At 70.5% G+C, this 16,713-nt stretch carries 13 protein-coding genes and 1 tRNA gene; 11 read left to right on the plus strand and 3 right to left on the minus strand.

Going from position 1 to position 16,713, the window contains the following annotated elements; translation table 11 throughout:
- Positions 1–17: 17 nt before the first annotated feature.
- The 4 genes from J5X86_RS39465 (at position 18) to J5X86_RS39480 (ending at position 3,936) form a co-directional block, all read left to right on the plus strand.
- Positions 18–2,765 (plus strand): Tat pathway signal sequence domain protein, encoded by a 2,748-nt coding sequence (locus J5X86_RS39465; protein WP_208521455.1) that lies wholly within the window; start codon positions 18–20, stop codon positions 2,763–2,765.
- 33 nt (positions 2,766–2,798) lie between these two features.
- A complete protein-coding gene (locus J5X86_RS39470; protein ID WP_208521456.1) occupies positions 2,799–3,287 on the plus strand; it encodes an SRPBCC family protein in 489 nt (162 codons plus the stop codon).
- Between the two features lie 67 nt (positions 3,288–3,354).
- Positions 3,355–3,429, plus strand: a tRNA-Val gene (locus J5X86_RS39475).
- A 135-nt stretch (positions 3,430–3,564) separates the two neighbouring features.
- Positions 3,565–3,936, plus strand: coding sequence for a VOC family protein (locus tag J5X86_RS39480; RefSeq protein WP_208521457.1), 372 nt, complete (start codon positions 3,565–3,567; stop codon positions 3,934–3,936).
- A 46-nt stretch (positions 3,937–3,982) separates the two neighbouring features.
- Here J5X86_RS39480 and J5X86_RS39485 read toward each other — a convergent pair whose 3' ends face one another.
- Positions 3,983–4,708 (minus strand): 3'-5' exonuclease, encoded by a 726-nt coding sequence (locus tag J5X86_RS39485; protein ID WP_078639892.1) that lies wholly within the window; start codon positions 4,706–4,708, stop codon positions 3,983–3,985.
- A gap of 258 nt (positions 4,709–4,966) precedes the next feature.
- On the opposite strand from J5X86_RS39485, the gene J5X86_RS39490 reads away from it, so the two are divergent.
- The 4 genes from J5X86_RS39490 to J5X86_RS39505 all read left to right on the plus strand — a co-directional run bounded on the left by J5X86_RS39490 (position 4,967) and on the right by J5X86_RS39505 (position 9,507).
- Positions 4,967–5,449, plus strand: a complete 483-nt coding sequence (locus J5X86_RS39490) for a DUF4365 domain-containing protein (RefSeq protein ID WP_372458587.1) — start codon at positions 4,967–4,969, stop codon at positions 5,447–5,449.
- On the plus strand, positions 5,449–6,651 hold the full coding sequence (locus J5X86_RS39495; RefSeq protein ID WP_208521459.1) for a hypothetical protein: 1,203 nt from the start codon (positions 5,449–5,451) through the stop codon (positions 6,649–6,651). The genes J5X86_RS39490 and J5X86_RS39495 overlap by 1 nt, the downstream gene beginning before the upstream one ends.
- Before the next feature lie 218 nt (positions 6,652–6,869).
- Positions 6,870–8,849 carry a threonine--tRNA ligase gene (gene thrS / locus J5X86_RS39500; protein WP_208521460.1) on the plus strand — a complete coding sequence of 660 codons (1,980 nt, stop codon included), beginning with the start codon at positions 6,870–6,872 and terminating at the stop codon, positions 8,847–8,849.
- A 91-nt stretch (positions 8,850–8,940) separates the two neighbouring features.
- Positions 8,941–9,507: an HIT domain-containing protein gene (locus J5X86_RS39505; RefSeq protein ID WP_078639888.1), complete on the plus strand. Its 567-nt coding sequence runs from the start codon at positions 8,941–8,943 to the stop codon at positions 9,505–9,507.
- Between the two features lie 68 nt (positions 9,508–9,575).
- On the opposite strand, the gene J5X86_RS39510 is transcribed toward J5X86_RS39505, so the two are convergent.
- Together J5X86_RS39510 and J5X86_RS39515 are read right to left on the minus strand one after the other, a co-directional pair.
- Positions 9,576–11,228 (minus strand): hypothetical protein, encoded by a 1,653-nt coding sequence (locus J5X86_RS39510; protein WP_208521461.1) that lies wholly within the window; start codon positions 11,226–11,228, stop codon positions 9,576–9,578.
- A gap of 232 nt (positions 11,229–11,460) precedes the next feature.
- Positions 11,461–13,668, minus strand: coding sequence for an elongation factor G-like protein EF-G2 (locus J5X86_RS39515; protein ID WP_208521462.1), 2,208 nt, complete (start codon positions 13,666–13,668; stop codon positions 11,461–11,463).
- A 149-nt stretch (positions 13,669–13,817) separates the two neighbouring features.
- Here J5X86_RS39515 and pgsA point away from each other — a divergent pair, with 149 nt between their 5' ends.
- Genes pgsA through J5X86_RS39530 form a run of 3 tightly spaced genes read left to right on the plus strand, consistent with a single transcriptional unit; the run spans position 13,818 to position 16,623 of the window.
- Positions 13,818–14,543: a phosphatidylinositol phosphate synthase gene (gene pgsA, locus J5X86_RS39520; protein WP_374229339.1), complete on the plus strand. Its 726-nt coding sequence runs from the start codon at positions 13,818–13,820 to the stop codon at positions 14,541–14,543.
- Positions 14,540–15,466: a phosphatidylinositol mannoside acyltransferase gene (locus tag J5X86_RS39525; RefSeq protein ID WP_208521464.1), complete on the plus strand. Its 927-nt coding sequence runs from the start codon at positions 14,540–14,542 to the stop codon at positions 15,464–15,466. The genes pgsA and J5X86_RS39525 overlap by 4 nt, the downstream gene beginning before the upstream one ends.
- The gene (locus tag J5X86_RS39530) at positions 15,463–16,623 is read left to right on the plus strand and encodes a glycosyltransferase family 4 protein (protein ID WP_208521465.1); all 1,161 of its coding nucleotides are present in this window, start codon (positions 15,463–15,465) and stop codon (positions 16,621–16,623) included. The genes J5X86_RS39525 and J5X86_RS39530 overlap by 4 nt, the downstream gene beginning before the upstream one ends.
- Positions 16,624–16,713 lie beyond the last annotated feature (90 nt).

A 16,713-nucleotide genomic window follows, 5' to 3' on the forward strand; every position in this document is an offset into this window, starting at 1 on the left:
CGAAAGGTGAAGCGGACATGCCCCCGATCGCCCGACGCAACCTCCTCAAGGCCGCTGCCGCCACCGGCGCCGCCATACCGTTCTCCTGGCTGCTCGCCAAGAACGCCCCGCAGGCCGCCGCCGACAGCCCCGCCGAGAAGTCCGCCGACGAGCCCGTGGACATCACCTGGCTGGAGGACGGCGGCCTGGGCGCGGCCGCGGGCTCCACCTTCGGTGTCCCCTGGCCCAAGGGCGCCCACCCCGGCGACCGGACCTTCGCGCTGACCACCGCCGACGGCAAGGAGGTGCCTCTGCAGACCTGGGCCACCGCCCACTGGCCCGACGGCTCGCTCAAGTGGACCGCGCACGCGGCGGGGGAGGGGCTCACCGGCAGCGCCTACAAGCTCACCACCGGCAAGCCCGCCGCGCCCGCCAAGAAGGTCACCGTCGCCGAGAGCGGCGGCCGGATCACCGTCGACACCGGGGTGATCAGGGCCGTGATCGGCAAGGACGGCGAGAAGCTCGTACGCTCCGTCACCCGTGGCTCCACCGAGATCGCCCGCGACGGCCGGCTGGTCCTGCTCCGCCAGGGCGACCTCGACGACGGCGACCACGGCAGCGCCGTGTGGGAGCGGTTCGACGGCGAGATCAGCGGGGCGAAGGTCGAGCAGCGAGGCCCCGTGCGCGCCGTCGTCCGCATCGACGGCAAGCACCGCAAGGGCCGCCGGGCCTGGCTCCCCTTCAGCGTCCGGCTCTACTTCTACGCGGGCGCCGACTCGTTCCGCATGGTGCACACCATCACGTACGACGGCGACCAGAACAAAGACTTCATCCGCGGCCTCGGCGTCCGCTTCTCCGTGCCGATGCGCGACCAGGCGTACGACCGCCACATCCGCATCGCGGGCGAGGGCAAGGGATTCCTCACCGAGGCCGTCAAGGGCGTCACCGGGCTGCGCCGCGACCCCGGCGGAGGCGTCCGCGCCGCCCAGGTCAAGGGCGAGAAGCTGCCCGACCCGGCCACCTGGGACCAGCGCGTCACCTCCCGGCTGCACCTCATCCCCACCTGGGGCGACTACACCCTCTCCCAGCTCTCCGCCGACGGCTTCACCCTGCGCAAGCGCACCAAACCCGGCCACGGCTGGATCGCGGCGGGCGGCGGCGGCCGGGCGAGCGGCTTCGGCTATGTGGGCGGCGTCAGCGGCGGACTCTCCTTCGGACTGCGCGACTTCTGGGAGAAGTTCCCCGCCCAGCTCGACATCCGCGGTGCCGCCGGGGACGCGGCCGAGGTCACCCTGTGGCTCTGGTCGCCCGAGGCCCAGCCCATGGACCTGCGCTTTTACCACGACGGTATGGGCCAGGACACCTTCCCCGAGCAGCTCGAGGGCCTCGAGATCACCTACGAGGACTACGAGTCGGGCTTCGGCACCCCGTACGGCATCGCCCGCACCAGCGAACTCACCTTCTGGGCCAACGCGGCCACCCCCGACGCCGACACCCTCGTCCGGCAGGCCGCCGCCGTACGCACCCCGCCCCAACTGGCCGCGGGCCCCGCCGACATCGCCCGCGCCAAGGTCTTCGGCGGCCTCTTCGCCCCCGTCGACCGCTCCACCCCCGCCAGGGCCAGGATCGAGGACCGGCTGGACTTCCTCTTCGACTACCACAAGGGCCAGGTCGAACAGCGCCGTTGGTACGGCTTCTGGGACTTTGGCGACATCATGCACACCTACGACGGGGACCGGCACCAGTGGCGGTACGACGTCGGAGGCTACGCCTGGGACAACTCCGAGCTCTCGCCCGACCTGTGGCTGTGGCTGGCGTATCTGCGCTCCGGCCGCTCCGACATCTTCCGCTTCGCCGAATCCATGACCCGGCACACCGGCGAGGTCGACGCATACCACCTCGGCACCTGGGCCGGGCTCGGCACCCGGCACGGCGTCCAGCACTTCGCCGACAGCGCCAAACAGCAGCGCATTTCCACCGCCCTGTACCGCCGCTACTACTACTTCCTCACCGCGGACGAGCGGATCGGCGACATCATGCACGCCCTCGTCGACTCCGACGAGACGTTCCTCGTCCTCGATCCACTGCGCAAGGTCCGCGAGGACCCCGACTACGAGCCCGATCCGCACGCCCTGTCCATCGGCTTCGGCACCGACTGGAGCGGCCTCGCCGGCGCCTGGCTCACCGAATGGGAGCGGCGCGGCCCAAAGGCGAAGAAGGCCGAGGCGCGGCTGCGCTCCACCATGGAGACCATCGCGGCTCAGCCCAACGGCTTCGTCCAGGGCAGCGGGCTGTACGACCTCGACACCGGCACATACGCCATCGAGGACGAGCCCAAGGTCAGCGTCTCCCATCTGTCCGCGGTCTTCGGCCTGGTCGAGGTCTGCGCCGAGGTGATCGAGCTCATCGACCTGCCGAAGTTCAAGGAGGCATGGCTGGACTACTGCCGCTACTTCAACGCCACCAAGGCCGAGCAGAAGGCCCGCTACGGCACCGACTTCGGCTCCCTGATCCTCGTCCAGGGCCACTCACGGCTCGACGCCTACGCCGCCGTCCAGCTCGAGGACGACAAGCTGGCCGCCCGCGCCTGGCAGAAGTTCACCGAATACCACGAGGGCGACGGCTACCCCGACGCCACCACCAGCTGGAAGACGGTCGAACTCGAAGGCCCGCAGGTGCTGGAGCCCGGCGTCGAGGCGGCCTGGGTGAGCACCAACGCCACCGCCCAGTACGGCCTCGCCGCGATCCAGAACCTCGCGCTCGTCGGCGACAAGCTGCCGGGCTAGCCACGCGGCCACGGTTCCGACGACACTTGAGGCATGGACTGGTGCCATTACCGCTTCCACAGCCGATGGGACCTCGACGCCGCCCCCGCCGCCGTCTTCGCGGCGCTGGCGAACGGCGACGACTATCCGCGGTGGTGGCCCCAGGTCCGTGAGGTCCGGCGGATCGACGAGCACAGCGGCGCCGCCCGCTTCCGCTCCTTGGTCCCGTACGACCTGCGGGTGACCGTCAGCCAGGCACGCCAGGACCCGGCGGACGGCGTGCTGGAGATCGGCTTCTCGGGCGATCTGGAGGGATGGGCGCGCTGGACGGTGCTGCCCCACGGGACCGGCACCCGCGCCCTCTTCGAACAGGAGGTGGTGGCCCGCAAGCCCCTGCTGCGCCGCCTCGCGCTCCCCGGCCGTCCCGTCTTCCGGGCCAACCACGCCCTGATGATGCGCTCCGGACGGCGGGGGCTGCGGGCGCATCTCGCCGCGCGGCCCGCCGGTCCGGCCTCCCCGCCCTCCGGCGGACATACAGTTTGAACCAAACCCGCCGCGACCTGTATTGTTCAGGTCGTTCCGCCGGGGGAGACCCCGATGGGGACAACCCGGGCGATTAGCTCAGTGGGAGAGCGCTTCGTTCACACCGAAGAGGTCACTGGTTCGAACCCAGTATCGCCCACCACCCCATGAGGCCGGGCCGCCAGCAGGCGGCCCGGCCTCATGTCTGTCCGCTGGTAAGGCCGGTCCGTGTGCTTGTACGGCCAAGAGCTGGGTATCCGGATAAAGCTTCCGTGGGTGACGATATGGAGGGGAACTCATGGCCGTAGCCAGCGCAGCCGTCCTGTCCCTGGACTGTGCCGAACCCGAAGAGCTCGCCGAGTTCTACGCCCGGTTGCTCGGCGCCGAGATCCAGCCGATGACCACCCCCGACCGGATCGAGATCGTGGCACCCGGCGGATCGCGGATGGCGTTCCTGCGGGACCACGGCTTCGCCCCGCCGAGCTGGCCGCGGCCGGACGACTCCCAGCAGGCACACCTGGACCTGCTGGTGGAGGACATCGACGCCGCAGAGCGCCAGGTCATCGACCTGGGCGCCCGCCCGCTGGACACCAAGAACAACGGTGGCCTGCGCGACACCCGGATCTACTCCGACCCGGCGGGCCATCCCTTCTCGCTCCGCCGCGACTGAGCCCCCGCTCGCTCCGCCGCCCCCGAGCGTCAGGCCGCGGCCGCCGTCAGGCCGCGGCCGCGAGATCGGGACGCAGCGGCCAGGCCGGATCGCAGATCTCGTCCGAGCCGTTGAGCGCGAACCACGCCTGCAGCCCCCGGGCCTGCGCCGCGTACCAGATCGTCTGGCGGGCGTGCAGCTCGGCGGGTGTGAGCGTCTCCAGACGGGAGGCGAACCGGCGGCCCACCGCCCGCACCACGTCCAGGGAGGCCGCCGCGTCCGCCGCCGCGTCATGCGCGCCGGTCAGCTCCACTCCGTAGTGCGCACACAGATCGAGCAGGGTGCGGCGGCCCTTGCGATAGCGGTCCAGATGCTTGTCCAGCACGCGCGGATCCAGCACGCTCATCGAGCGCAGCGAAAGATAGCCCGCCAGGCTGGAGTTGCGATGCCGCTTCAACTCCCGGTCCAGCAGCGTCAGATCGAACGGCGCGTTCATCACCACCAGCGGGGTGCCCCGCGCGGTCTGCTCGGCTATCGCCCGCGCCATCTCGTCCATCACCGGCGCCGGCCATCTGCCGTGACGCTGCAGATGGGCATCGGTCAGGCCGTGTATCTCGGTGGCGGCCGGCGGCACCGGCACCCCCGGACTCACCAGCCAACGCCGGATCTCCGGCAGACTTCCGGTCCCGCGCTGTACCACCAGCGCCGCCGACACGATCCGGTCATGCTCGACATCGACACCCGTGGTCTCCGTGTCAAAGGCGGCAAGCGGCCCCTCGAACCAGGACGGCATGGCCCCAACTCCTCGTGCTTTTCGCGTCGATGACTCCTGCATCCCGCCCCGACCAGGTGATACCCGGAGCGAGCACCTCGAACCGCCGCTGTTTGCCGAGGTCCTGACGCGGAGACAACTCAGGTGTACGTATGCCGGCGACGACCGGAAGGCGTCACGGACATGACGCTCGCGAAACCCGACCCGGCCCCGACGGTGAGCGGCCTTGCCCTGAGCGGATCACCCCCCGTGCGTGGCCAGATCGCGACCACCGCATGCATGGAGACCCTTCAGGTGGGGTATCTGCACGCGGTCGCCGCCGCCGCGGGCTGCTCACTGGCCCAGCCCTTTCCCGACCACGGCATCGACTGGCATGTCAGCCACAGCGCCCCCGGCCACGCCGTGGACGACGAGGTCACCATCAAGGTGCAGCTCAAGGCCACGTACCAGATCGCACCGGACCCTCCGGGCCCGACCTTCGCCTTCACCCTCGACAACGACCACCTGATCAAGCTGGCCCGGAGCCCGGTCTCCGTGCACAAGATCCTCGTGGTGATGATCGTGCCGCGCAGCCAGGAGGACTGGCTGCGAGCCGGGCATGACCGACTGTCCCTGCGCCACTGCTGCTACTGGATCAATCTGGCCGGCCACCCGATCACGGGCCGCCGCCGGACCACCGTGCGGATCCCGACCTCGCGGGTCTTCGACGACCGCGCGCTCTGCGAGATCATGACCCGGGTCGGGGCGGGAGGGAGACCGTGATGGACCGACCGTGGCCCCAGGACGACCCGGCACCCCCGTCGGTCCCGCATCCCGACGAGACCGATCCGGCCGTCCTCGGCGCCCTGCTCGCCCGGCACGGCTGGCGCCGCCGCGGCGGCACCCCGGGGCGCTACGCCCGCTGGACGCCGCCGGGCCGGCTCGCGGGCGCCACCAGCCTGCTGGTGCCCGAGAGCCGGGACTTCCCCGACAGCGGCGATCTGCTCGGCGAGGCGTTGATGGCGCTCAGCCGCAGCGCCGCCCCCTCCGCCCGCGAGGTGCTCACCGGCCTCGCCGTGCCCAGCGATGAGATCCGCTGGCGGCGCGAGGTGCCCGAATCGCCCGGCGGCACCTCCGCCTGGACCGCGCAGGAGCGGCTGCGCGCCGCCGCCCGCGACACCCTGCTGGCCGCGGCGCTCGCCGCCCGGGGCCGGGCGGGCTACTACGGCGCCCGGCACCGCCGCGCCGCCGAGGCGTCCCTGGAGCGGGTGCTGACCGGGCCCCCGGGCGCGGAGTCCGGTGGCCGTGAGCTGACCGTCTTCGTGCCCGTGGAGGAGGACGGCCGCGCCACCGCCGTCACCCTGCTGCGCGCGCTGTACGCCCTCCGCGACGCCGCCGACTACCACCGGACGACCGGCGGCATGGAGGTGTACGACGCGGCGGTCGCCGCGGGGGCCTGCCGGGAGCTGACCGAGGCGGTGGTCGCGCTGGTCCAGGGCACGGAGGGGGCGCGGGTGGCGCTGGAGTGGTCACCGGCCGCCGGTCCGCCGCCGGGGTTCGCCGCCCGGCCGGATCCGGTGGAGTTCTCGCCCGGCGATCTGCCGGGGCTGCGGGAGGCGGGCGCCCGCTATGTCCGGGACGAGCCGTCGGTGCCCGTATGCCTCACCGGTGCGGTGGTGCGGCTGCGCCGTACCGGCCCCGGCGGTCCCGGGACGGTGCGGCTGCGGGTGCTCTCCGGGGCGGAGGTCGCACAGGTGCGGATCACCCTGGACGAGGAGGACTACCGGATCGCCGGCCACGCCCATCTGGTGGGGCTGCCGATCCGGGTGCGGGGGCGGCTGGAGAGCCGCGGCGGCTTCCGGCGGCTCAGCGGGGCCACCGGCGTCACCCCGGTCCAGGTGGACGAGGCCGAGCGGGACCGGCTGGTCAAATCGCTCCAGGAGAACCTGGACTTCTTCGAGGAGGCGTGCGGCGGCGGCCCCTGACCGGCCGCCCCGGCCCGTGACCACGTCCGGCGACGGTCGCCGTGCGGGGTGACGGCGGCCGTCTTGGGCGGTGACGGTGGTCGTCCCAGCCCGTGACGGCGGTCGTCCCGCGCGGTGACGGCGTGCACAACCGTTTCGCGGTCCCACCCGTCGGCTCGGTACGATTCACGCTGCGCCGCATTCGCCGCGGTGAGCCATCCATCAGTCAGGAGAGACCGGTGTCAGACGTCCGTGTGATCATCCAACGCGATTCCGAGCGGGAAGAACGCGTGGTGGCCACGGGCACTACGACGGCGGACCTCTTCTCCGGCGACCGCTCGATCGTCGCCGTGCGCGTGGGCGGGCAGCTCAAGGACCTGGCGTACCAGCCGGCCGAGGGTGACGAGATCGAGCCCGTGGAGATCACCAGCAAGGATGGCCTGGACATCCTGCGCCACTCCACCGCGCATGTCATGGCCCAGGCGGTGCAGGAGCTGTTCCCCGAGGCGAAGCTGGGCATCGGCCCGCCGATCAAGGACGGCTTCTACTACGACTTCGACGTCGAGACCCCGTTCCACCCGGACGATCTCAAGCGCATCGAGAAGAAGATGCAGGAGATCCAGAAGAGGGGGCAGCGGTTCTCCCGCCGCGTGGTCACCGATGACGAGGCGCGCGAGGAGCTGTCCGCCGAGCCGTACAAGCTGGAGCTGATCGGGCTCAAGGGGTCGGCCGCGGACGCCGCCGAGGGCGCGTCGGCCGAGGTCGGCGCGGGCGAGCTGACCATCTACGACAACCTCGACGCCAAGTCCGGCGAGCTGTGCTGGAAGGACCTGTGCCGCGGTCCGCACCTGCCGACCACGCGGAACATCCCGGCCTTCAAGCTGATGCGCAGCGCCGCCGCGTACTGGCGGGGCAGTGAGAAGAACCCCCAGCTCCAGCGGATCTATGGCACCGCCTGGCCGGCCAAGGACGAGCTGAAGGCGTACCTGGACTTCCTCATCGAGGCGGAGAAGCGCGACCACCGCAAGCTGGGCGCGGAGCTGGACCTGTTCTCCTTCCCCGACGAGCTGGGCTCGGGGCTTGCGGTGTTCCACCCCAAGGGCGGCGTGATCCGCAAGGAGATGGAGGAGTACTCGCGGAAGCGGCACGAGGAGTCGGGGTACGAGTTCGTCAACACCCCGCACATCACCAAGGCCAAGCTCTTCGAGACCTCCGGCCATCTGCCGCACTACATGGACGGCATGTTCCCGCCCATGGAGTTCGAGGGCCAGGACTACTACCTCAAGGCCATGAACTGCCCGATGCACAACCTGATCTTCAGGGCGCGCGGGCGGTCGTATCGCGAGTTGCCGCTGCGGCTCTTCGAGTTCGGCACGGTCTACCGGTACGAGAAGTCCGGCGTCGTCCACGGACTGACCCGGGCCCGAGGCTTCACGCAGGACGACTCGCACATCTACTGCACCAAGGAGCAGATGGCCGACGAGCTCGACAATCTGCTCACCTTCGTGCTGGACCTGCTCCGCGACTACGGCCTGAACGACTTCTATCTGGAGCTGTCCACCCGGGACGACTCCGACAAGTTCATCGGTGGGCCGGAGCAGTGGGAAGAGGCCACCGAGGAGCTGCGCAAGGCGGCTGAGAAGCAGGGCCTGGAGCTGGTCATGGACCCGGGTGGCGCGGCCTTCTACGGCCCGAAGATCTCGGTGCAGGCGCGGGACGCGATCGGCCGTACCTGGCAGATGTCGACCATCCAGGTCGACTTCAACCAGCCGGAGCGGTTCGAGTTGGAGTACACCGCGGCTGATGGCTCGCGTCAGCAGCCCGTCATGATCCACCGGGCGCTCTTCGGCTCGATCGAGCGCTTCTTCGCGGTGCTGCTGGAGCACTACGCGGGCGCCTTCCCGGCGTGGCTGGCCCCGGTGCAGGCGGTCGGTATCCCGATCGGCGACGGCCATGTGCCGTACCTGGAGCAGTTCGCCGCGCAGGCCAAGGCGAAGGGCCTGCGGATGGAGGTGGACTCGTCCTCGGACCGGATGCAGAAGAAGATCCGCAACGCCCAGCGCAGCAAGATCCCGTTCATGGTGATCGTCGGTGACGAGGACGTGGCCAACAACGCCGTGAGCTTCCGCTACCGCGACGGCTCGCAGAAGAACGGCATTCCGATCGACGAGGCGCTGGCCGAGATCGCCGACGCCGTGGAGCGCCGGATCCAGGTCTGATCCACTGCGGTCTCCCACGGAGGCCGGGATTCCGAGGGGCGGCCCTGACCAGGGCCGCCCCTCGGCTCTTCCTCACCGCGGCCGGGCGAATATGCTGGCCCGCATGACGAGTGAGCCGGAACAGCAGATCGGAGTGGGGACGCCTGACGCGTTCCAGCGCCTGTGGACGCCCCATCGGATGGCCTACATCCAGGGGGAGAACAAGCCGACCGGCCCGGGCGCGGGCGATGGCTGTCCGTTCTGCTCCATTCCGGAGAAGTCGGACGAGGATGGCTTGATCATCGCTCGAGGCGCCTCCGTGTACGCCGTGCTCAATTTGTACCCGTACACCGGTGGCCATCTCATGGTCGTCCCGTTCCGGCACATCGCCGACTACACCGAGCTCACCGCCGAGGAGACGATCGAGCTGGCGGACTACACCAAGGCCGCCATGACCGCGCTCCGTACCGCCTCGGGTGCGCACGGTTTCAACATCGGCATGAACCAGGGCACCGTCGCCGGAGCCGGGATCGCGGCGCATCTGCATCAGCATGTGGTGCCGCGCTGGGGCGGGGACACCAACTTCATGCCCGTCATCGGCACGACCAAGGTGCTGCCGCAACTGCTGGCCGACACCCGCCAGTTGCTGGCCGACGCCTGGCCGCAGGCCCAGGCGTAGCCAAGCTGTACGAGGAGAAGGCCCCGGCCGCACGGCCGGGGCCTTCCTCATGCGGTGCGTCCGGCGGCTTACGCGTCGTACAGATCGGCCTTCTTCGGGGCCGCCTCCTGGATCTGGCCGCTGAGCGCCAGCGAGCGGTTGCCGAAGCGCTCGGTGTCCACGCCGTGGTGCTTGAGCACCCCGAGGGCCGCCTCATGGACCACCCGCAGCACCGGTGTGGCGGTGCGCAGCGCGTCGTCCGCCATGAAGCGGTGCCGCCAGGGCTTGTCCGCCCAGGCGTGCCGCAGACCGAACGGCTCGGGCAGGACCAGCTTGCCCCCGAGGTGGTCCAGTATCGGCGGATACCAGGTGAAGGGAGCACGCGCGGTCAGCCGCACGACCTCCTTCGCGTTCACCAGCGGCAGCGGGATGGACTTGGTCTCCCAGAACCGGAAGGTTTTGGGGACCGTCTTGCTGGGCGCCGACGGCTTGTTGCGGAACAGCGGATGGATCGGCCCGAGCGCATGCCCGGTGACCTCGATCCGCAGCGTCTTGTGCAGCAGGGTCACCGTGATCATCAGGCTGATCACCAACTGGCCGTCCCAGAGCACGAACTGCACGCCCAGGTAGTGCCGGTCGCCGGCGCCGAACTGCTGCTTGTCGCAGATCCGCTGCAGCTCGACGCCCTTTATCTGGAAGCCCTCCTCCTCGGAGGTGCCGCCGCGCTCGACCGCCTTGGCTTCCTCGCCGATCGGTGAGACCACCCAGTGGCGCACGGAGGGCTTGGGGAAGCCGCCGGTGTGCAGCGGGGTGCGCTCCAGCATGCGCAGTTGGTCATGGATCGCCCGTATGACGTCCCAGCTGCGGAAGGGGTCGATCTCCTTGTCGGGGTCGGCCGAGACCAGGTCCTCGGCCAGCTGCCAGCTTCCCCAGCGGGTGCCCATGCCCAATATGCCCTTGGGGCCGGCGTAGAAGACCACATTGCTGTGCTGCTCGGCGGTGAGCTTGTGGAGCGCCTTGCGCAGCTCCTCGGCGGCGGTCTGGCCCGGGTGGTTGGGCACCGTCTCGGGCACCTTGGCGCCGACGCCGCCGCCCGAGAGCAGCCCGCCCCAGGAGTCCCGGAGCTCCTTGGCGGTGCGCTCGCAGATCTGCTTGGCGATGTACCAGCCGATCATGGGGGCGACCACGACGCCGCGCAGATATATCCCCCAGAAGCCGCCGAAGGGCAGCTTGATCAGGAAGATGAGGACCATCACGCCGAGCGCCACCAGCAGCGCCGTGCCGAGTGCCCCCATCCGCTTGTCCTGGGCCCCGGCGATCGAGCGGCGTAGCTGGAAGACGCCGAGCCAGAGCAGCGTGCCGGGCAGGAACAGCAGCCCGAAGATCACCATGACGGCGGTGAGCCGGGCGTCACGGGTCTTGCGGATGCGGTTGGCCGCCAGACAGTGCTCGACGACCGTCTGGGGCTCTATGCCGAAGGACTGGATCACCTGGCCCCGGCCGCCGCCGAGCATTCTCATCTGGACGGCGCGCGAGAACGCCTCGCCCAGATTCGGCTCGAAGAGCGACATTCTCGGCGCCTTGACCTCGGAGACCGTCCACTCCGAATTGGCGTCGAGCAACTTTGCCACGGGGTCGTCGCGGTAGGCGGCCGAGGCGAGTGCCTGGGTCGCTGCCGTCTGTCCCGCCGCTCCCGAGAGGGGAACCTGCGCCCCGGGACTGAAGTCGAATCCGTCCGTCACCAACGCCCCCAATACCGCACGCTCTTGCGCTGCGACCTCAGCGTATCCGGGGTGTGCACCGCCTGTCGCCAGTGCGTGTGCGGCCTGTGGAAAACCCTGGTGGAGAAGTCGCCCGCGGGCCCGCCGCTGGACAGCGGACGGCAAAGGCCCGCCCGCCCCGGCGCGGTGGGGCGGGCGGGCCGTGAAATACGCCCTGGACCGACCGTGAGATACGCCACGGGCGGGCCGTGAACTACGCCTCGGCGGACACCTGTTCGCGCATCCGCTCGGCCAGCTGATGGGGCATCGCCTCATGCCGGGCGTAGCAACGGCTGAACCGACCGGTGCCGTGCGACAGCGATCGCAGATCGACCGCGTACCGACCAATCTCGATCTCCGGCACATCTGCCTTGATCAGGGTCTGTCCACCGCCCGACTGTTCGGTGCCGACGACCCGGCCGCGCCGGCCGGACAGATCGCTCATGACGGCGCCGACATAGTCGTCCGAGACCAGCACGCCCAGCTCGACCACCGGTTCCAGCAGGTCGATCCGGGCGTCGGTGGCCGCCTCGCGCAGCGCGAGCGCGCCCGCCGTCTGGAAGGCGGCGTCGGAGGAGTCCACCGAATGCGCCTTGCCGTCCAGCAGCGTGACCCGCACGTCGACCAGGGGGTAGCCGGCCGCGACGCCGCGCGCCGCCTGGCCGCGCACGCCCTTCTCGACGGACGGGATGAACTGCCGGGGCACCGCGCCGCCGACGACCTTGTCCACGAACTCGATGCCCGAGCCCTCCGGCAGCGGCTCCACCTCGATCTCGCAGATCGCGTACTGGCCGTGGCCTCCGGACTGTTTGACATGGCGGCCGCGCCCGGCCGACTTCGCCGCGAAGGTCTCGCGCAGCGAGACCTTGTACGGCACCGCGTCCACCTGGACCCCGTACCGGCTGCGCAGCCGTTCCAGCGCGACGTCCATATGCGCCTCGCCCAGGCACCACAGCACCACCTGGTGGGTGTCCGGGTTCTGCTCCAGGCGCATCGTCGGGTCCTCGGCGACCAGCCGGGACAGGCCCAGCGACAGCTTGTCCTCGTCCGGTTTGCTGTGTGCCCGGATGGCCACGGGCAGCAGTGGATCGGGCATCTGCCAGGGCTCCATGAGGAGCGGCTGGTCCTTGGCCGAGAGCGTGTCGCCCGTCTCGGCGCGGGTCAGCTTGGCCACGCACGCCAGATCGCCCGCGATGGCCTGGGCGAGGGTGCGCTGCTGTTTGCCGAAGGGGGCGGACAGGGCACCGACCCGCTCGTCCACGTCGTGGTCCTCATGGCCGCGGTCCTCCATACCGTGGCCGGAGACATGGACGGTCTCGTCGGGGCGGAGCGTGCCGGAGAAGACGCGCACCAGGGAGATCCGGCCGACATACGGATCGGAGGAGGTCTTGACCACCTCGGCGGCCAGCGGACCGTCCGGATCGCAGCTCAGCGGCGGGCGTGCGGCACCCTGCGGGGTGGTGACGGCGGGCGTCTCGCGCTCCAGCGGGCACGGGAAGCCGCCGGTCACCAGGTCCAGCAGCTCGACGGTGCCCAGGCCCTGTTTGGACCCCTCGGCGGCGGGCGCCGCCGCCAGCACGGGGTGGAAGCTGCCGCGTGCGACGGCCTTCTCCAGGTCCTCGATCAGCGTCTTGACGTCGATCTCCTCACCGCCGAGATAGCGGTCCATGAGGGTCTCGTCCTCGCTCTCGGCGATGATCCCCTCGATGAGCCGGCCGCGGGCCTCCTCGACCAGCGGGAGCTGGTCCTCCCGGGGCTGCGATTCGGTGCGCACGCCTGAGGAGTAGTCGAAGACCCGCTGGGTGAGCAGCCCGATGAGCCCGGTCACCGGGGCGTGCCCGTCGGGCCCCGGCTCGCCCCGCAGCGGCAGGTACAGCGGCAGTACGGCGTCGGGGTCGTCGCCGCCGAAGCTCTCCCGGCACAGCTCGGTCATCTCCTCGAAGCTGGCGCGGGCCGCTTCCAGGTGTGTGATCACGATGGCGCGCGGCATTCCGACCGCGGCGCACTCGTCCCAGATCATGCGGGTGGCCCCGGTGATGCCCAGGGCGTCCTGGGCGGCCGAGACAACGAAAAGGGCCGCGTCCGCCGCTCGCAGACCGGCCCTGAGTTCCCCGACGAAATCGGCATAGCCGGGGGTGTCCAGGAGATTGATCTTCATCCCGCCCCATTCGACGGGGACCAGGGAGAGCTGAATCGAACGTTGCTGCCGGTGCTCGATTTCGTCGTAGTCGGAGAGGCAGCCGCCGTTCTCGACTCTGCCCGCCCGGTTGACCGCGCCCGTCGCCAGTGCGAGAGCCTCCACCAGCGTCGTCTTTCCTGTCCCACTGTGGCCGACCAGAACCACATTCCGCAGGGAGCTGGGCCGGTCGGCCGCCGCTGCCCTTCCGGCGGCCCCTGGGTGTGTACTCGTCTTGTCGCCCATGTGTCTCGCCTCCCGGTCGACACCTTGCGATACTTCGAGCTTTCCACCGCTGTAACGGTGCGTCCATACGTCACACATGCGGCCGTAGCGCGCGTGGGGTCACGGAGCTGTCCGACAGGTGCACGGCGCCCCTCCGGGGCGTGGCTACGATGGGCGCGCCGGTGGCCTCTTGGCCACCCGGCCCGTATCGACCCCCCGGGAAGGCCATGCTGAACAAGTACGCGCGTGCATTCTTCACGCGTGTTCTCACACCGTTCGCCGCCCTGCTCATCCGTCTCGGGATCAGCCCCGACGCGGTGACCCTTACCGGCACCGCCGGCGTGTGCGCGGGCGCACTGGTCTTCTACCCCCAGGGGGAGTTCTTCTGGGGAACGGTCGTCATCACGCTGTTCGTCTTCTCGGACCTGGTCGACGGCAATATGGCGCGGCAGCTGGGGCGCTCCAGCCGCTGGGGCGCGTTCCTCGACTCCACGCTGGACCGGGTGGCCGACGGCGCGATCTTCGGCGGTCTGGCGTTGTGGTACGCGGGCAGCGGGGACGACAATGTGCTGTGTGCGGTGACGATCTTCTGCCTCGCCAGCGGTCAGGTGGTCTCGTACACCAAAGCCCGCGGCGAGAGCATCGGGCTGCCGGTGAACGTCAACGGGCTGGTGGAGCGCGCCGAGCGGCTGGTGATCTCCCTGGTGGCCTGCGGCTTCTCGGGTCTGCACAAGTTCGGCGTGCCGCATATCGACATCCTGCTCCCGATCGCGCTGTGGATCGTGGCCGTCGGCAGCGCGGTGACTCTCGTCCAGCGGGTGGTGACCGTGCGCCGGGAGGCCACCGAGGCGGACGCCGAGGAGCGGGCGGTGCCCCAGGGGGGCGAGACGCGGTGAAGGACAGGCTGACCGACGCGCTGTACGGGCTCGGCTGGAGTGCGGTCAAGAAGCTCCCGGAGCCGGTCGCCGTACGCCTCGGGCAGCGCATCGCCGACCAGACGTGGAAGCGGCGCGGTAAGGGCGTGCTGCGGCTGGAGGCCAATCTGGCGCGGGTGGTCCCGGACGCCTCGCCCCGGCGGCTGGCCGAGCTGTCGCGGACGGGCATGCGCTCGTATCTGCGCTACTGGATGGAGTCCTTCCGGCTTCCGGCCTGGAGCCCCGAGCGCATACAGAGCGGCTTCGACATCAAGGACGTGCACTATCTGGTGGACGGTCTCGCCGAGGGCCGGGGCGTGGTCCTGGCGCTGCCGCATATGGGCAACTACGACCTCGCCGGGGCCTGGGTGACCACACATCTGGGGGTGCCCTTCACCACGGTCGCGGAGCGGCTGAAGCCGGAATCGCTGTACGACCGGTTCGTGGCCTACCGCGAGGGGCTGGGCATGGAGGTGCTGCCGCACCAGGGCGGGAGCGCGTTCGGGACGCTGTCCCGGCGGCTGCGCTCGGGCGGTCTGGTGTGCCTGGTCGCCGACCGCGATCTGTCGGCCTCGGGCGTGGAGGTGTCGTTCTTCGGCGAGCGGGCGAAAATGCCGGCCGGGCCCGCGGCGCTCGCCCTGCAGACCGGCGCCCTGCTGCTGCCGGTGACCCTCTGGTACGACGAGTCGCCGGTGATGCGCGGGCGGGTGCATCCGCCGGTCGAGGTGCCCGGAGACGGGAACCGCGCGGAGCGGACCGCCGTCATGACCCAGGAGATGGCCGACGCCTTCGCCTCGGGGATCGCCGAGCACCCGGAGGACTGGCACATGCTGCAGCGCCTGTGGCTCGCGGATCTGGATCGCGGTCCCGGAAGTCCCGGAAGTCCCGGAATGGAGAAGCCTTGAGGATCGGGATCGTCTGCCCGTACTCCTGGGATGTCCCAGGCGGCGTCCAGTTCCATATCCGCGATCTGGCCGACCATCTGATCCGGCGCGGCCACCAGGTCTCCGTGCTGGCCCCGGCGGACGACGAGACGCCGCTGCCGCCGTACGTGGTCTCCGCAGGGCGCGCCGTGCCGGTGCCGTACAACGGCTCGGTGGCCCGGCTGAACTTCGGTTTCCTGTCGGCCGCGCGGGTGCGCCGCTGGCTGCACGACGGCGGCTTCGACGTCATCCACATCCACGAGCCCACCTCGCCCTCGCTGGGCCTGCTGGCCTGCTGGGCGGCCCAGGGGCCGATCGTCGCGACGTTCCACACCTCCAACCCGCGCTCCCGGGCCATGATCGCGGCGTATCCGATCCTGCAGCCGGCGCTGGAGAAGATCAGCGCACGCATCGCGGTGAGCGAGTACGCGCGCCGGACGCTGGTGGAGCACCTCGGCGGCGACGCGGTCGTCATCCCCAACGGCGTCGATGTGGACTTCTTCGCCGACGCCGAGCCGAAGGAGGAGTGGCAGGGGGAGACGATCGGCTTCATGGGCCGGATCGATGAGCCCCGTAAGGGGCTGCCGGTGCTGATGCGCGCCCTGCCGAAGATCTTCGAGGCCCGGCCGGGGGCGCGGCTGCTGATCGCCGGGCGCGGCGACGAGAAGGAGGCCGTGGCCGCCCTGCCGGCGCCGCTGCGGGAGCGCGTCGAGTTCCTGGGGATGGTCAGCGACGAGGACAAGGCGCGGCTGCTGCGCAGCGTCGATGTCTATGTCGCGCCCAATACGGGCGGCGAGAGCTTCGGCATCATCCTCGTCGAGGCCATGTCGGCGGGCGCCGCGGTGCTCGCCAGCGATCTGGACGCGTTCGCCCAGGTGCTGGACGGGGGAGCGGCGGGTGAGCTGTTCGCCAACGAGGACGCCGACGCCCTGGCGGCGGCCGCGGTACGGCTGCTGGGCGACGACAAGCGGCTGGCCGAGCTGCGGGAGCGGGGCCGCCGGCACGTACGGCGCTTCGACTGGTCGACGGTGGGCGCGGACATCCTCGCGGTCTACGAGACGGTGACGGACGGGGCGGCGTCCGTGGCCGCGGACGACCGTACGCGGCTGTGGGCGCGTCTGGGGCTCGCCAGGCCCTAGTGACCTGAGTCAGAGATTTGTCGTTGGTTGGTTGTGACGCGTCCTGGACCGAAGATCCCGCCGTTGTCGTTGACCGATGTCCAGCGGGCT

The organism is Streptomyces sp. NEAU-YJ-81 (assembly GCF_017592595.1).
GTDB classification, from domain to species: Bacteria; Actinomycetota; Actinomycetes; order Streptomycetales; family Streptomycetaceae; genus Streptomyces; species Streptomyces hygroscopicus_B.